At 68.8% G+C, this 15,021-nt stretch carries 17 protein-coding genes; 10 read left to right on the top strand and 7 right to left on the bottom strand.

The features are described 5' to 3' along the window. Positions 1–49 precede the first annotated feature (49 nt). Positions 50–1,081 carry a cupin domain-containing protein gene (locus AB4Z48_RS19185; protein WP_441616760.1) on the top strand — a complete coding sequence of 344 codons (1,032 nt, stop codon included), beginning with the start codon at positions 50–52 and terminating at the stop codon, positions 1,079–1,081. A gap of 7 nt (positions 1,082–1,088) precedes the next feature. Here AB4Z48_RS19185 and AB4Z48_RS19180 read toward each other — a convergent pair whose 3' ends face one another. The 6 genes from AB4Z48_RS19180 to AB4Z48_RS19155 form a co-directional block, all read right to left on the bottom strand. Continuing rightward, a complete protein-coding gene (locus tag AB4Z48_RS19180) occupies positions 1,089–2,033 on the bottom strand; it encodes a 2-dehydropantoate 2-reductase (protein WP_441616758.1) in 945 nt (314 codons plus the stop codon). An 84-nt stretch (positions 2,034–2,117) separates the two neighbouring features. After that, a complete protein-coding gene (locus AB4Z48_RS19175) occupies positions 2,118–2,651 on the bottom strand; it encodes a winged helix-turn-helix transcriptional regulator (RefSeq protein WP_441616756.1) in 534 nt (177 codons plus the stop codon). Between the two features lie 67 nt (positions 2,652–2,718). After that, complete coding sequence (locus AB4Z48_RS19170) at positions 2,719–2,919, bottom strand: hypothetical protein (protein WP_441616754.1); 201 nt, start codon at positions 2,917–2,919, stop codon at positions 2,719–2,721. 42 nt (positions 2,920–2,961) lie between these two features. Beyond that, positions 2,962–4,506: a DHA2 family efflux MFS transporter permease subunit gene (locus tag AB4Z48_RS19165; RefSeq protein WP_441616834.1), complete on the bottom strand. Its 1,545-nt coding sequence runs from the start codon at positions 4,504–4,506 to the stop codon at positions 2,962–2,964. A 98-nt stretch (positions 4,507–4,604) separates the two neighbouring features. Continuing rightward, positions 4,605–5,714: an HlyD family secretion protein gene (locus AB4Z48_RS19160; protein WP_441616752.1), complete on the bottom strand. Its 1,110-nt coding sequence runs from the start codon at positions 5,712–5,714 to the stop codon at positions 4,605–4,607. 23 nt (positions 5,715–5,737) lie between these two features. Further along, a complete protein-coding gene (locus AB4Z48_RS19155) occupies positions 5,738–6,301 on the bottom strand; it encodes a winged helix-turn-helix transcriptional regulator (RefSeq protein WP_441616750.1) in 564 nt (187 codons plus the stop codon). Positions 6,302–6,442: 141 nt separating this feature from the next. Here AB4Z48_RS19155 and AB4Z48_RS19150 point away from each other — a divergent pair, with 141 nt between their 5' ends. From AB4Z48_RS19150 to AB4Z48_RS19110, 9 genes are all read left to right on the top strand, one after another. Further along, positions 6,443–7,930 carry an efflux transporter outer membrane subunit gene (locus tag AB4Z48_RS19150; RefSeq protein ID WP_441616748.1) on the top strand — a complete coding sequence of 496 codons (1,488 nt, stop codon included), beginning with the start codon at positions 6,443–6,445 and terminating at the stop codon, positions 7,928–7,930. 174 nt (positions 7,931–8,104) lie between these two features. Beyond that, positions 8,105–8,863, top strand: a complete 759-nt coding sequence (locus AB4Z48_RS19145; RefSeq protein ID WP_441616746.1) for a GntR family transcriptional regulator — start codon at positions 8,105–8,107, stop codon at positions 8,861–8,863. 71 nt (positions 8,864–8,934) lie between these two features. Beyond that, positions 8,935–9,717, top strand: a complete 783-nt coding sequence (locus AB4Z48_RS19140; protein ID WP_441616744.1) for a transporter substrate-binding domain-containing protein — start codon at positions 8,935–8,937, stop codon at positions 9,715–9,717. A gap of 115 nt (positions 9,718–9,832) precedes the next feature. Next, the gene (locus AB4Z48_RS19135) at positions 9,833–10,498 is read left to right on the top strand and encodes an amino acid ABC transporter permease (RefSeq protein ID WP_441616742.1); all 666 of its coding nucleotides are present in this window, start codon (positions 9,833–9,835) and stop codon (positions 10,496–10,498) included. After that, a complete protein-coding gene (locus AB4Z48_RS19130; RefSeq protein WP_441616740.1) occupies positions 10,495–11,151 on the top strand; it encodes an amino acid ABC transporter permease in 657 nt (218 codons plus the stop codon). The genes AB4Z48_RS19135 and AB4Z48_RS19130 overlap by 4 nt, the downstream gene beginning before the upstream one ends. Continuing rightward, the gene (locus AB4Z48_RS19125; protein WP_441616738.1) at positions 11,132–11,860 is read left to right on the top strand and encodes an amino acid ABC transporter ATP-binding protein; all 729 of its coding nucleotides are present in this window, start codon (positions 11,132–11,134) and stop codon (positions 11,858–11,860) included. The genes AB4Z48_RS19130 and AB4Z48_RS19125 overlap by 20 nt, the downstream gene beginning before the upstream one ends. Before the next feature lie 241 nt (positions 11,861–12,101). Beyond that, positions 12,102–12,620, top strand: coding sequence for a hypothetical protein (locus AB4Z48_RS19120; RefSeq protein WP_441616736.1), 519 nt, complete (start codon positions 12,102–12,104; stop codon positions 12,618–12,620). A 382-nt stretch (positions 12,621–13,002) separates the two neighbouring features. Beyond that, complete coding sequence (locus tag AB4Z48_RS19115) at positions 13,003–13,722, top strand: Crp/Fnr family transcriptional regulator (protein ID WP_441616734.1); 720 nt, start codon at positions 13,003–13,005, stop codon at positions 13,720–13,722. Positions 13,723–13,950: 228 nt separating this feature from the next. Further along, positions 13,951–14,580, top strand: coding sequence for a hypothetical protein (locus AB4Z48_RS19110; RefSeq protein ID WP_441616732.1), 630 nt, complete (start codon positions 13,951–13,953; stop codon positions 14,578–14,580). Positions 14,581–14,752: 172 nt separating this feature from the next. On the opposite strand, the gene AB4Z48_RS19105 is transcribed toward AB4Z48_RS19110, so the two are convergent. Continuing rightward, positions 14,753–14,914: a hypothetical protein gene (locus AB4Z48_RS19105; protein WP_441616730.1), complete on the bottom strand. Its 162-nt coding sequence runs from the start codon at positions 14,912–14,914 to the stop codon at positions 14,753–14,755. Between the last annotated feature and the right edge of the window lie 107 nt (positions 14,915–15,021).

Genomic DNA, 15,021 nt, shown 5'->3' with positions numbered 1-15,021 from the left:
AGTCTAGGCGCCCAAACTGCGCGTTACCGCATATAATGATCGCAATATCTTGCCCAAACGTCTCAAGCAAGCTCACCTCGCCCGGACCCTCTACCCTCCCGAAGCCATGGACAGCCTGACCGAACTCGTCCGCATGCTGGCGCCCGCCGGAACCGTCGACCTGCATTGCCACTTTGCCGGCGTCTGGCGGGTGGACCATGTGCTGGCGCCGCCGGGACACCTGCCCTATCACATCATCCTCGAAGGGCAGGCGATCGCCGAGGCCGGAAAGAAGGAAATGACGCTGGATGCCGGCGATGTGCTGCTGTTTCCGCACGGCAGCGCGCATACGCTGCGCAGCCTGCGGGCCAATACCGGCAAGGGCGGGGACCAGGCCGCCCCGGGCGAGCGGCAGACACACTTCAACGGCATGCTGACCGAGGTGAGGATCCCGGGCGAAGGGCCTGAGCTGGACCTGCTGTGCGGCACCTTCGTGCTGGGCCTGCCGGGCACCATGCTGCTGCGCCACCTGCCGCCGGTGCTGCGCATATCCACCGCGGGGCGCGCCGACTGCGCGTGGCTGGATGCCATGATCGGCATGATGCGCAACGAGGCGCAGGCACCCGAGCCGGGCGGCACCGCGGTGATCGGGCAGCTCTCCACGGCGCTGCTGACCTTGCTGCTGCGCGCCCTGATCGCGCAGGGCGGCGTGACCCACAGCGTGCTGGCGCTGATGGCGGACGCGCGCATGGCGCGGGCCGTGGACGCGGTGCTGAAGGCGCCAGCCGAGCCGTGGTCGGTGGAATCGCTGGCACAGGTGTGCAATGTGTCGCGCGCCACGTTCGCACGGCGCTTCACGCAGCTCAGCGGCGAGACGCCGCTGCAGTTCGTCACCACCTTGCGCATGGAATTGGCGGCCCGCCTGCTGACCCAGGACCGCGAGTCCGCGGCCAATATCGGCGAACAATGCGGCTACGCTTCCGAGGCGGCCTTCGGGCGCGCCTTCAAGGCGTATTTCGGCGTGGGCCCGGGCGCGTTCAGGCTGGCCGCGCGCGAGCGGCGCAGCGCCGCCGTCGCGCAGGCGGCGGCTGCAGCGGGATAGCGGCGCCTCAGGCGGCGGCGTGGGGGGCCTGCCGGGCCTCGTAGACCTGCAGGTGGGCGTAGGCAGTGCGCACCAGCGGCACGGCGTGCCCGAAGCGCTCGGCGCGGCTGGCCATGTCGCCAACGATGTCGCGCGCTTCCAGGCGCGGCGCACCCTGGGCGATATCGCGCATCATCGAGGCCGCCCACGGCGAGTTGGCGTCCAGCAGCCGCTCGACCATCGCCTTGTGCACCGGCTCGGGCAGCGCATGGCCCGACAGCCGCGCCACTGTGGCGCATTCGTCCATGGCCTGCTGCATCAGTGCGCGGCCGTCGTCGGTCTTCACGATCTCGCCCACCGTGCCGCGCATCAGGCAGGTCATCAGCGCGCCCGACGCGATCATCACCCACTTGTTCCACAGCGCCTGGTCGACGTTGGCCGACAGCTCGCGCGTGCCGGGCGTGGCCGCGGCCAGTTCATGGAAAGCGCGGGCCAGGGGCTGCGCGGCCTCGGCGCGCGCGCCCACCACCAGTCTGTCGCCGGCGCCCTGGTGCACCACCGCGCCCCCAGCTTCGAGCGTGGTGGCGATGTAGGAAACGCCGCCCAGCACGCGTTCGCGGCCATAGCGCGCGTCCAGCGTTTCGTAGGCGCGCAGGCCGTTGACCAGCGGCAGTATGGCCGTGCCGTTGCCGCGCTCGTCCAGCGCCGGACCGAGCGCCTGCATGGCGCTTTCGAGGTCGTAGGTCTTGCAGGCCAGCAGCACCAGGTCGTAGTCCGGGCCCACATCGCCGGCCTGCACCGTCTTCACGGCGGTGCGGATATCGCCTAGCTCGCTGCGCACCACCAGGCCATCGCGGGCCAGCACCTCGGCGCGCCGCGGCCGCACCAGGAATGTGACATCCGCGCCAGCCTGCTGCAGGCGGCCGCCGTAATAACCGCCCATGGCGCCCGCGCCCAGGACCAGAATCTTCATGACGTTCCCCGCTTCGATGAAATGAATGAAACAAACGGATGCGGAGGCCCGCGCGGGCACGGTGCGCGGCAGCCGCGCGGCCTGCTAGACCTCCCCTGCAACTTCGTCCGGCGCCTGCTCGGCGCCGGACAAAAAATCCTGCGCGGCGGCGAGCCGCCTGCGCATCCCCTCTTGCGCGGCCGGCCCCGGCACCAGCGCATGTCGCGCAAAGCTCAGGGGCTCGCCGGTGCCGCGGTCCACCAGCACTGGCTCGACCGCCTTGCCGGTGTCCTTGTCGACCAGCTCCACGCTCGGCCCTTCCGGCGCGAAGTGCTTGTTGCCCCAGGCCAGCATGGCCAGCAGCACCGGCAGGAAATCGTGCCCGACCGGGGTCAGCACGTATTCGTAGCGCGGCGGCTTTTCCGAGTACTGGCGCCGCTCGAGCAGCCCCTCGTCCACCAACGCCGTCAGCCGGCGCGTGAGCATATTGGGGGCGATCTCCAGGTTCCTCTGGAAGTCGTCGAAACGCCGCGAGCCGTAGAACGCCTCGCGCATCAGCAGCATGCTCCACCACTCGCCGACCCGTTCCAGGCCACGGGCGATGGGGCATTGCATATCCCTGAAGGTCTTTCTCTGCATGGTCGACGGCTCCGCTGGCATCACGATACTTTCACCATGATAGCCAAAATGGCGGCCGCCTACGGTTTCAGGAAGCCGGCCGGTCGCGCGCCGCCCCCGGCCTGGGCGGCGGCGCGCCGGGCCGGGGCGGCACGCGGCAGTACATATTGTCGGCACGGCTGCAGGCGATGCTGCCGCTTTGCGGCCGGTCCCCGCCGGCGCGCGCCGGGGCCAGGCCGCCGGCAAGCAGCGCCACGCCGGCGAGTGCAATCAGATGGCGTTTGAGCATGGTTGTTGTCCCTTGCATGGATGACGTTGCGCCTGGCCGCGTTCAGTGCGCATCGGCCGACGGCGCCTTGGGCGGCGCCACCTTGTGCATCAGCGGCACCATGGCTGTGGCGATGACGAAGCACACCAGGATGACGATGAAGATATCGGCGAAGGTCTGCGTCTGCGCCTCGCGGTAGGCCAGCGCCCACAACTGCCTGATGGCGGCGGACTGCGCCCCTTGCGCGTCGAAGCCCCACGCAGCCATATTGCTGCTGGCCGACTGCAGCAGCGCGGCCATGGCCTCGTTGCCGGCGTTGAGGTGCTCGGCCAGCCGCAGGAAATGCAGGTTGGTGCGGTCGTTGAGGATGGTGGCGCAGACCGCGATGCCGATCGCGCCGCCCAGGTTGCGCATCAGGTTGAACAGCCCCGAGGCCAGCTTGAGCCGGTCCGGCGGCAGCGCGCCCAGCGTCAGCGTGACCACCGGCGCCACCGCGAACTGCTGCGCCATGCCGCGGAAGGCCTGCGGCAGCAGCAATTGTTCGGCACCCCAGTCGCTGGTGATCGGCGCGAACTGCCACATCGAGAAGGCAAAGCAGGCCAGCCCGACCATCAGCAGCCAGCGCAGGTCCACGCGGTTGGCGAAGAAGGCATAGACCGGGATCGACATGACCTGGAAGACGCCGGTGGAGAACACCGCCAGCCCGATCTGCAGCGCGCTGAAGCCGCGCACGTGCCCCAGGAACAGCGGCGTCAGGTAGATGGTGGCGAAGATGCCCACGCCGGCGATGAAGGAGAAGAAGCAGCCCAGCGCGAAGTTGCGGTCCTTGAGCGCGCGCAGGTCCACCACCGGGTTCGCGTAGGTCAGGCTGCGCCACACGAAGCCGACGCTGGCCAGCGCGGCGATCCACGCCGTGGCGCGGACGGTGTCGTCGCCGAACCAGTCCCAGCGCGGGCCCTCTTCCAGCGTGTACTCCAGGCAGCCGAGGAACAGCGCCATCAGCGTCATGCCGAGGTAGTCGGCGCCGCGCACCAGCGACCAGTTGGGCCGGTCCACGCGCACGAACATCGGCACCGCGATCATGACGAAGATGCCCGGCACGAGGTTGATGAAGAACAGCCAGTGCCAGGAGAAGTGGTCCGTGATCCAGCCGCCCACGGTGGGCCCGAGCGTGGGCGCCAGCGAGGCCAGGCCGCCGATGGTGGCCGCGGCGATCACGCGCTGCTTGCCGGTGAAGAACATGAAGGCGGTGGTGAACACCAGCGGGATCATCGAGCCGCCCAGGAAGCCCTGCATGGCGCGGAAGGCGATCATGCTCTGGATGTTCCAGGCGATGCCGCACAGCAGGCTTGCCACCGTGAAGCCGGCGGCCGACGCCGCGAACAGCCAGCGCGTGGACATCACGCGCGCCAGCCAGCCCGACAGCGGGATGACGATGATCTCCGCGATCAGGTAGCTGGTCTGCACCCACACGGTTTCATCGGTGCCTGCCGACAGCCCGCCGCCAATGTCGCGCAGCGAGGCCGAGACGATCTGGATGTCCAGCAGCGCGATGAACATGCCCACGCACATGGTGGCGAAGGCGAACACCTTGGCGCCGGTGGTCATCGACGCCGGCGAGAAGTCCGGCAACCCTGCGGGCGGGCGGACCGGCGCGGATTGCCCGGCGGCGGCGCCGGGCTGCGCGTCCGCCAGCGCGGCGCCGCTCATTGCTGCACCTGTGCGTCGGCGCGGGAATCGACCTCCGCCACCACGGACAGGCCGGGACGCAGCATGGCCAGCTTGGTGTCGGTCTCGTCGAGCATGATGCGCACCGGCACGCGCTGCACGATCTTGGTGAAGTTGCCGGTGGCGTTTTCCGGGGGCAGCACGCTGAACTGCGCGCCGGTGGCGGGCGCCAGGCTGGTCACGCGGCCATGGAACACCTGCCCGGGCAGCACGTCCGCCTCCACCGTGGCCCGCATGCCCGGGCGCAGCCGGGCCAGCTGGCCTTCCTTGAAGTTGGCATCGACCCACAGGCCGCGCGCCGGCACCAGCGACAGCAGTTGCGTGCCGCTGGCGGCATAGGCGCCGACGCGCGCGCGCCGGTTGCCCACGGTGCCGTCGATGGGCGCGCGCAGCTCGGTGTATCCGAGGTTCAGGCGTGCGATATCGCGCTCGGCAATGGCCTGCGCCAGCGCCGCCTGGGCCTGCTGCTTCTGCGTGGCGATCACGTCCACCTGGCGCTGCGCGGCCAGCAGGCTGGCCTGCGCCTTCTGCGTATTGGCCAGCGACTGCTTGAAATCCGAATCCGCTTTCTGCGAGCTCTGCAACGACACCGCCGACTTGGCCGCCAGGCTCTGGTAGCGCGCCTGGTCCTCGCGGGCGCGCACGGTATCGGCATCCACCGCCGTCACCGCGGCGCGGGCCTGCCCGATCACGGCCTCCTGCAGGGCGCGCGTGGCATCCAGGTTGGCCAGCAGCGCCTGCTGCGCGGCCACCGCGCCTTCGGCCTTGGCCAGCGCGGCGCGGTAGTCGCGGTCGTCGATGCGGGCCAGCAGGTCGCCGGCATGCACCTGCTGGTTGTCCGTCACGCGCACTTCGGCCAGGTAGCCCGCCACCTTGGGCGCGACCACGGTGACCTCGCCGCCGATATAAGCGTCGTCCGTGCTCTGCAGGAAACGCCCCTCGGTCCACCAGTGCTGGCCGTAGACGGCCAGGCCGACACCGGCCGCGACGAGCACGCCGGTCACGACAGCTCGCTTGCGGCTGATGCGGGGTTTCGAGACGGAAACGGGATCCGAGCCGGCACGGTCGGCGGCGATTTCGCTGGTCATGACACTTCCTCTTGCTTGCACGTTCAGATGACGCCCGCGGTCTGCGGGTCGCCGGGGATGGTTGCGGCGCCGGTGGCGGTGCCGGGGCAGGCGGCGGCGCGCGCGCCATCCGACCTCGCCAGGCGGAAGCGCAGGCGCTCGCTCGCGGCCGGTCCGGCCGTGACGAAATGGTCTGCTTCCGTAATGGGGCGCCCGTTGGCGGCGTCCACCAGGATCGGCGTGACGGTGGCGCCGCTGTGGCGGTCCACCAGCACCACGGTCTCGCCTTCGGGCGCGTAGTGACGGTTGCCCCAGTTCAGCAGCGCCAGCAGCACGGGCCAGAATTCGCGGCCGCGCGGCGTCAGCAGGTATTCGAAGCGCGGCGGCCGCTCGCAATACTGGCGCCGCTCCAGCAGGCCTTCGGCCACCAGCGACTCGAGCCGCCGGGACAGCATGTTGGGCGCGATGCCCAGCTGCACCTGGAAATCGTCGAAGCGGCGGGTGCCGTAGAAGGCCTCGCGCAGGATCAGGATGCTCCACGACTCACCCACCCGCGCCAGGCTGCGGGAAATGGGACAAGGGGCGGTATCGAGCGGTGTTTTCCGCATATTCTCGGCCTCCGAAAATCATGTTGCTATCAAGATGAAAGTTAGTATAGAGTGGTAGATATCATCATGCAAGTAACTTGTTGATCAAAGTTTGCGAGGCGCCGAAGACGCCGCGCTGCAGATTCGCAGAAGGAGATGGATATGGATCGAACCTCGCCCCGCCCCGGGCTCAAGTCACCCCGGACACCGGCGTTCGGCTACGCCAGGCTGGCAGCGGCCGCCCTGGCCGCTGCAGGTCTCGCGGCCTGCGCCGCGGTGGGGCCGGACTACCGGCAGCCCGCCGTTCCCACCACGGCGGGCTATGCGCAGGCAGACGCGCTCGCCGCGCGTGAAACCAGGCTGCCGGCACCGGCGCTGGATAGCTGGTGGACCGGCTTCGACGATCCCGTGCTGACCCGCATCGTGCAGCGCGCGCTCGACCAGAACCTGGACCTGGCCGCCTCGCTGGCGCGCGTGCAGCAGGCCCGCGCGGCGGCGGCCGAAGCCGGTGCGCAGTTGCTGCCGCAAGGCAGCCTGTCGGCCCAGGCCGTAAAGGAGCGCCAGTCGCTGGAAAGCCCGCTTGGCAAGATCGCCAGTCAGTTCCCCGGCTACAACCGCAATCCCACGCTCTATGACGTCGGTGCCGGCGCGAGCTGGGAGATCGACCTGTTCGGCGGCCTGCGGCGCGGCGCCGAAGCGGCCGACGCCGAAGCCCAGGCCGCGCAGGCGGAGCAACTCGGCGTGCGCGTCTCGGTTGCCGCCGAAGCCGCCGATGCCTATTTCCGCGTGCGCGGCGCGCAGCAGCGCATCGCCATCGCGCAGGAACAAGTCGATACCAACGGCAAGCTGCTCGAACTGGTGCGCCTGCGCCTGAACGACGGCCTGTCCTCCAGCCGCGAAGTCGCGCAGGCCGAAGCGCTAGTGGCGCAGGCGCGCGTCACCATCCCGCCGCTGCGCATCGAGCTGCAGACCCAGCTCAACCGGCTGGATGTGCTGATGGGCGCGCAGCCCGGCACCTACGCCGCGGAACTGGCCGGCCCCGGAGGAAAAGCCAGCCTGGCCGTGCCCGCCATCTCGGTGGCGCAAGGCCCCGCGGACCTGCTGCGCCGCCGTCCCGACGTGATTGCCGCCGAACGCCGGCTGGCGGCCAGCAGCGCGCGCATCGGCGCGGCCACCGCGGAGTACTACCCCAAGCTGTCGCTGTCCGCCCTGCTCGGTTTCGAGAGCCTCAGCACCGGCAAGCTGTTCTCCGCCGCGGCCTTCCAGCCAGCGGCGGTGGCCGGCCTGCGCTGGCGCCTGTTCGATTTCGGGCGGGTCGATGCCGAAGTGGCGCAGGCCAGGGGCGCCAACGCCGAGGCGCTGGTCAACTATCGCAAGGCCATGCTGCGCGCCACCGAAGACGTGGAAAACGCCGTCGTCACGCTCACCGAGCTGGAATCGCAGGGCAAGGAGCTCACCACCGAGATCGACGCCCACGTGCGCGCGCGCGGCGCCTCCGAGGATGCCTACAAGGGCGGCGCGGTGAGCCTGTTCGAAGTGCTGGACGAGGAGCGCCAGCTGCTGGCTGCGCGCGACCAGCAGGCACGCGTGCATGCCGACAATGCGCGTGCCGCGGTGGCCACCTTCCGGGCGCTGGGCGGCGGCTGGTAGGACCTGGCCGCCGCGGGCGCGGGCGCACCATCGGCGTGCACCGCGCCCGCCGATGCATCCCCCGCTGCGCCCGACTGGTGCGCGGCCACATGCAGCGCATGCCATGTTTGCGTACAAAACATGCGCACGGCGCTTGTATATCAGGCTGGCATACCTATTGCATGACAGCCTGGCATGACCTTCTCCACGCCAGTTCTCGACCACGACTCCGCCCTGCCGTCCGCGCTTCGCGGCGGCGGTGGCGATGCGGCCCGCACCGCGTCTTCGGCCGAGATCGCCGAGCGCATCACCCAATCGATCCTGGCCCAGCGCCTGGCACCCGGCACGCGGCTCGGCGAGCAAGCGCTGGCCGGCCTGTTCGGTGTGAGCCGCACGCTGGTGCGTGAAGCGCTCACGCGGCTGGCCGCGCGCGGCATCGTCACGGTGTCGGCCCGGCGCGGCTGGTTCGTGATCGAGCCCTCGCGGCAGGAAGCCCGGCAGGCCTTTGCCGCGCGGCGCGCCATCGAACTCGGCCTGCTGCGCTACGCCCCGCCGCTGACCGCGCAAGCCATCCGCCGCCTGCAGGAACACGTGGCGCAGGAAGAGCGCGCACTGCGCGCCGACGACGCAGCCCTGCGCAGCTACCTGCTGGGCGACTTCCATGTCTGCCTGGGCGAATGCGCGGGCAATGTGCTGCTGGCCGATACGCTGCGCGACCTGACCGCGCGCACCACCCTGATCGCCATGCGCTACCAGTCCAGCCACCAGGCCCATGCCTCGTGCGCGGACCATGCGCAGATCGTGGCGGCACTGGCCCGCGGCGACACCGAACAAGCCATCGCCCTGATGGACGCGCACCTCGGCCACGTGGAGGCCGGGCTGAGCGCGGCCACGCCGGACGACCGGCCCGATCCGCTGCGCCAGGCGCTGCGCCCGCTCGGGCATGGCGCGTGAGCGCCCGCCCTCCGACCGATTTCCGATTTCCTCTTCACCCAACCCAAACGGCAAGCTAGCAAGGACACGCAATGAAGCTCTCCAGAATCCTCCTCGGCCTTGGCGCCACCGCCCTCGCGTTCACCATGCGCGCCGCCAGCGCCGAAGCGCTCGACGACGTGGTCAAGGCCGGCGTGCTCAAGGTTGCGGTGCCGCAGGACTTCCCGCCCTTCGGTTCGGTCAGCGCCGACATGAAGCCGCAAGGCCTGGACATCGACGTGGCCGCGCTGATCGCCAGGAAGATGGGCGTCAAGCTGGAACTGGTACCGGTGACCAGCACCAACCGCGTGCCTTACCTGCAGACCAGGAAGGTGGACCTGGTGATCTCCAGCATGGGCAAGAACCCCGAGCGCGAGAAGGCCATCGACTTCAGCGAGGCCTACGCCCCCTTCTACAACGGCGTGTTCGGCCCGGCCGACCAGAAGGTCGCCAGCGCAGCCGAACTCGCCGGCAAGACCGTGGGCGTGACGCGCGGCGCGGTGGAAGACCTGGAGCTGAGCAAGGTGGCACCGCCCACCGCCACCATCAAACGCTACGAAGACAACAACGGCACCATCAGCGCCTTCCTCTCGGGCCAGGTGCAGCTGGTGGCCACCGGCAACGTGGTGGCCGCCGCCATCCTTGCCAGGAATCCGCCCAAGAAGCCCGAGCCCAAGTTCCTGATCAAGAACTCGCCGTGTTTCATCGGCCTGAACAAGGGCGAGCCGAAGCTGCAGGCCAGGGTCAACGCCATCCTGGGCGAAGCCAAGAAGGACGGCGAGCTCAACACCCTGACCGTGAAGTGGCTCGGCATGCCGCTGCCGGCCACGCTTTGATGTCCTGAAGTCGTGAAACCCTGAAGCCCTGGCGCTCCGGATCCACCGGGGCGCCAGCCAAGCAAGGCCCGCGCTCACGCGCGCCTCCTGGCGGCGCGCCCAACTACGGCATCGCATGTCCTATCAATTCGACTTTCTCTCGGCCTTCGACTACGCCGGCGTGTTCGCGCACGGCGTCGCCGTCACGGCCGAACTCACCGCCGTGGGCGGCCTGCTCGGGGTAGCCCTGGGCATCGGCTGCGCGTGGGCGCGCACCCAGGGACCGGCCTGGCTGGCGGCGATCGCCGGCGGCTATGTGGAACTGATCCGCAACACGCCGTTCCTGATCCAGCTCTTCTTTATCTTCTTCGGCCTGCCCAGCGCCGGCATCCACCTGGGAGAAATGACCTCGGCCATCCTGGCCATGGTGATCAACCTCGGCGCATACAGCGCGGAGATCGTGCGCGCAGGCATTGCCGCCGTGCCGCGCGGGCAGTTCGAAGCCGGCGCCAGCCTTGCCATGGCCCCCTTCCAGGTGTTCCGCCACGTGGTGCTGCTACCCGCCTTGCGCAAGATCTGGCCCGCGCTGTCGAGCCAGGTGGTGATCGTGATGCTCGGCTCCGCGGTCTGCTCCCAGATCGCCGCCGAGGACCTCACCTTCGCCGCCAACTTCGTCCAGGGCCGCAACTTCCGCGCCTTCGAGGTCTACCTGCTGACCACCGGCATCTACCTGCTGCTGGCCATCGGCCTGCGCCAGGTGCTGCGCGGCATCGGCGGCGCGCTGTTCCGGAGAGCCCGATGACCGATTTTTCAACGTGGGACATCCTGCGCAACCTGCTGCTGGCGGCGCGCTGGACCGTGGTGCTGTCGCTGGCGGCCTTTGCCGGCGGCGCCGTGACCGGCCTGCTGGTGCTGCTCATGCGCATCAGCCGGCGCGCGCCGTTGCGCCGCGCCGCCTGGGGCTTCATCGAGGTCTTCCAGGGCACGCCGCTGCTGATGCAGCTCTTCCTCGCCTTCTTCGGGCTGGCGCTGTTCGGCGTGGAGATTCCCGCCTGGCTCGCTGCCGGCCTGGCGCTCTCGCTGTGGTCCGGCGCCTACCTGGCCGAGATCTGGCGCGGCTGCGTCGAAGCCATCCCCAAGGGCCAGTGGGAAGCCGCCGGCTGCCTCTCGCTGGGACATCTGCAGCAGATGCGCTACGTGATCCTGCCGCAGGCGCTGCGCATCGCCATTGCGCCCACCGTCGGCTTCGTCGTGCAGATCGTCAAGGGCACCGCGCTGGCCTCCATCATCGGCTTTGTCGAGCTGTCCAAGGCCGGCACCGTGATCACCAACGCCACCTTCAGCCCCTTCACCGTCTACGCGCTGGTCGCACTGATCTATTTCGCGCTGTGCTGGCCCCTGTCCCGCTACAGCCGTCACCTGGAAAGGAAGCTCAATGTCGCTCATCGCCATTGAAAACGTGAAAAAGCGCTTCGGCGCCAACGAAGTGCTCAAGGGCATCGATCTCAAGATCGATCCGGGCGAGGTCATCGCCATCATCGGCAAGAGCGGCTCGGGCAAAAGCACGCTGCTACGCTGCATCAACGGCCTGGAAAGCATCGACGAAGGCAATATCTCCGTGGCCGGCGCCAAGCTCGGCACGAGCGAGCTCGAGCTGCGCGTGCTGCGCCGCAAGGTCGGCATGATCTTCCAGCAGTTCAACCTGTTCCCGCATCTGAGCGCCGGGCGCAACGTCATGCTGGCCCCCACCGTGGCCGGCGGCGCCAGCGAGTCAGAAGCCCTCGCCCGCGCGCGCGAATGCCTGGCCAAGGTGGCGCTGGCGGAGAAATTCGACAGCTACCCCGACCAGCTCTCCGGCGGACAGCAACAGCGCGTGGCCATCGCGCGCGCGCTGGCGATGCAGCCGCGCGCGCTGCTGTGCGACGAAATCACCTCGGCGCTGGATCCCGAGCTGGTGGTGGAAGTGCTGAACGTGGTGCGGCAACTGGCGCGCGAAGGCATGACGCTGGTGATGGTGACGCACGAGATGCGCTTCGCGCGCGAAGTCTGCAACCGGGTCGTGTTCATGCACCAGGGCCGCGTGCATGAGGCGGGTCCGCCCGAGGAACTCTTCGCCAGGCCGGCCACGCCGGAGCTGCAGCAGTTCCTCGGGATGGCGGCCTGAAACATGCAGGCCGGCCGGCGCCCGGATGCCGGGTTCCGTGTTCGCCATCGTACCGACTGCGCACCGGATCGGTGTCAGTGTCGTTTTGTGAAGCATCGCCAGGACCGTTCGCGGATCCGCGCGGTTTCCCGGCCGGGCTTCTCAATCGCGCCGGCGGGCCATGAGATGCCGGCATGATCGCGCCCGCTGCCGGCTCGCCTTCGATCCGGTGCAAACCAGCTTGCCTGCGAGGTAAAGAATCATGCGCACCGTACTGTACTTCCGGCTTCGCGACGCCGTGGCCGCAAGGAAGATTCAAGCGGGCCTTTGCGAATTGCCCCTTTCCCCCTCGCTCATCAAAGGCCCATGGTTCATCCAGCGTGACGACCAGGCGCTCGAAGGACTGCAGAAAGCCGACGCCACCCAGACCACATACCGCGGCGAATGGGAGATTGCGGGCATCCTGGCCGGCGCCGCGCTGGCGATCTACGGGACCTTGCGCCTGGGGACTTCCGCCGGCACGCTGGCCACCGTGCTGGCCTGCGTGGCGGCAGGCGCCATGGGCGCCCTGGCCGGCTGGTGGCTGGGACGATGGCTGGGCGGGCTGATCCGCCGTGGCGGGATCGCCCGGCAACGCGCCAGCCTGGCGCCAGGCGAGATGCTGCTGGTCACCAGTTGCGCCAGGGCGACCAAGGACACCGTCAAGCGGATGGTCGGTGAACTGGGCGGCGAGAGCATCGAGGAGCGCAATGAGGTCTTGCCGGGCTTGCGCTGGGCCTAGCGTGGCCGCCCCGCCGGGGCGCCGCGAGCGCAGCGGGCCGCGCAAAGGTGCCTGCACGCAGTACCGCCCTTCCGGGCGCCTGAGCCCCCGGCCACCGCGCCGGGGGCTTGCCATCTGATGCCAGCGATTGCCAGCGATTTTTCCGCCTGGCGGGCGCGCTTTGTCCGGCCCCCGATCGGCAAAGTGTTCGCGGCGGCGCCCCGCGCCGGCGCAGGTCAGCTACCCCACCTTCGGCGCGAACGCGCCATCATTGCCAATGCGCTGACATATGTCCCGTCTATATTCCTAGAGGGGGCATGTGTCCGACGTGCCCGCCAGACGATCCGGAGGCCTGCCGCAAGCACACCGGCAGGCCCCGTCCAGCCGGCTTTGGAGGCCTGACATGAGTGCCCAGCACGACCCGAAGGCCAACCGCCTGCTTGCGGTGCTTCCCGAAGCAGACTGGTTGCGCATCGCACCGCACCTCGTGCTGACCGAACTGCCCCTGGGCTATGTCGTCTACGAGTCGGGCGACCAGCTCGGGAATGTGTACTTTCCCACCACGGCGATCGTATCGTTGCTCTATGTGATGGAAGATGGCGCATCTGCCGAGATCGCCATCGTCGGCAATGAGGGTATCGTCGGGATCGCGCTGTTCATGGGCGGCGAAACCACGCCGAGCCGGGCCATCGTGCAAAGCGCGGGTATCGGGTACAAGTTGAATGCAAAGCTGCTGAAGCAGGAATTCGCGCGTGGCGGCCCCGTACAACGCCTGCTGTTGCGCTACACGCAGGCACTGATCACGCAGATGGCCCAGACCGCGGTCTGCAACCGGCATCACTCGATCGAGCAGCAACTCTGCCGCTGGCTGCTGCTCAGCATTGACCGCCTGCCGACCAACGAGCTGACGATGACGCAGGAACTGATCTCCAACATGCTCGGTGTCAGGCGCTCCGGCGTCACCGAGGCGGCGCTCAAGCTGCAGAACGCCGGCCTGATCCGCTACAGCCATGGACATATCGCGGTAATCGACCGGCCGGCGCTCGAAAGACATGCGTGCGAATGCTACGCCGTGGTGAGGAGGGAATTCGATCGCCTGCTGCCGGACTTGCCAGCCGTCTGAGCAACGGTGGCCGGCGCGCCGGGATGTATTCCCGCGCTGCCGGCGCGCCATGGAAGAGATGAGTGCCAGCGGCGGGCGCGTGCCTGTCCGCCATCGTACCGACAACCCGGCCGGAACCCGGCAGCATTCGCCAACAGGTGGGCGAAATGCCCACCGGGCACCGTGCTCCCGACACTTGCATGCGCAGGGCGCGCTTGCGAACACGCCGAGCCCGCAGGAGGACGAGACATGCTACGCAGCATCGAGGAACTGGAAAGCTACCCCGTTCGCGCGACAGACGCCGATATCGGCGCGGTGAAAGACCTCCTCTTCGACGAACAGGCATGGGTGGTCCGCTATCTGCGCGTGGAAGCCGGCAGCAAGCGCTCCAGCCAGCCGGTCATGGTCGCGTCCAAGGCCATCGCACGCTCGGACTGGATGGATGACGTCATCCACCTGACGCTCGCAAGATCGCAGGTGCTGGAGCACAAGCAGGGGGAAGCCGCCGACGCCTCCCTGCGCAGCGCGCAGGCGATGTCGCACTACGGGGTTCACGCCCGGGACGGCGATATCGGCCACATGGACAGCCTGCTCGTCGACGTACACACCTGGGCAATGCGCTACATCATCGCCAGCATCAGTAACTGGCTGCTGGGCGACCGGGTCATCATTCCCGTGAAGGCCATCCAGGGCGTGAACTGGCCGGACGCGATGGTGTCGCTCGACCTCACCCGCGAGACCCTGAAGGGCGCGCCGCGCTATGACGACGAAGTCCGCCTGGACCGCCGACAGGAAGCGGGCATTCACCAGTACTACGGGCACCCCGGCTATTGGCTCGATCCGCCCGCCCACGACGACGCCTCAGCGCGCCGGCACTAGTCGCCGGCGGGGTGATGCGCGAGTGCAGGCGGCACCGGTGCGCGCCGTTGATGTCGTCGCCTGCACACACCGTCGAGTAACACAGTTTGGGGTGGGCCAGCACAAGAGCCTATGATGCAAGCGTGACATAACCACAAGCTCGATTATCGAAAAGGTATCCATGAAGTATGTCTCAGTACCGCCAGCCCCGGCGCGCCCCCCGCACACAGCGGGAAAACGCCGGCCTGAGCAACCCGATGAAGCCCGCCGGACCGCGCAGCCCGGTCAGTTTGATCCGCAAAGCAGACAGATAGCGGATCTTGGCGACGGCAGCTTCAAGCAATAACTTCATCACGCGCCGGCACCAAGGGTGCTTGCGCGCGTGCAGACGGCCCAGGGACGGAACCGCATTCGCCACACCGTCATGGCCTTGCCCCTGCGGGCATCTCGTTCTCCCTGGCC

The sequence above is a fragment of the Cupriavidus sp. 2TAF22 genome (assembly GCF_052115045.1).
In the GTDB taxonomy this organism is placed as follows: domain Bacteria; phylum Pseudomonadota; class Gammaproteobacteria; order Burkholderiales; family Burkholderiaceae; genus Cupriavidus.
This window is presented reverse-complemented; position numbering and strand designations above follow the sequence as displayed.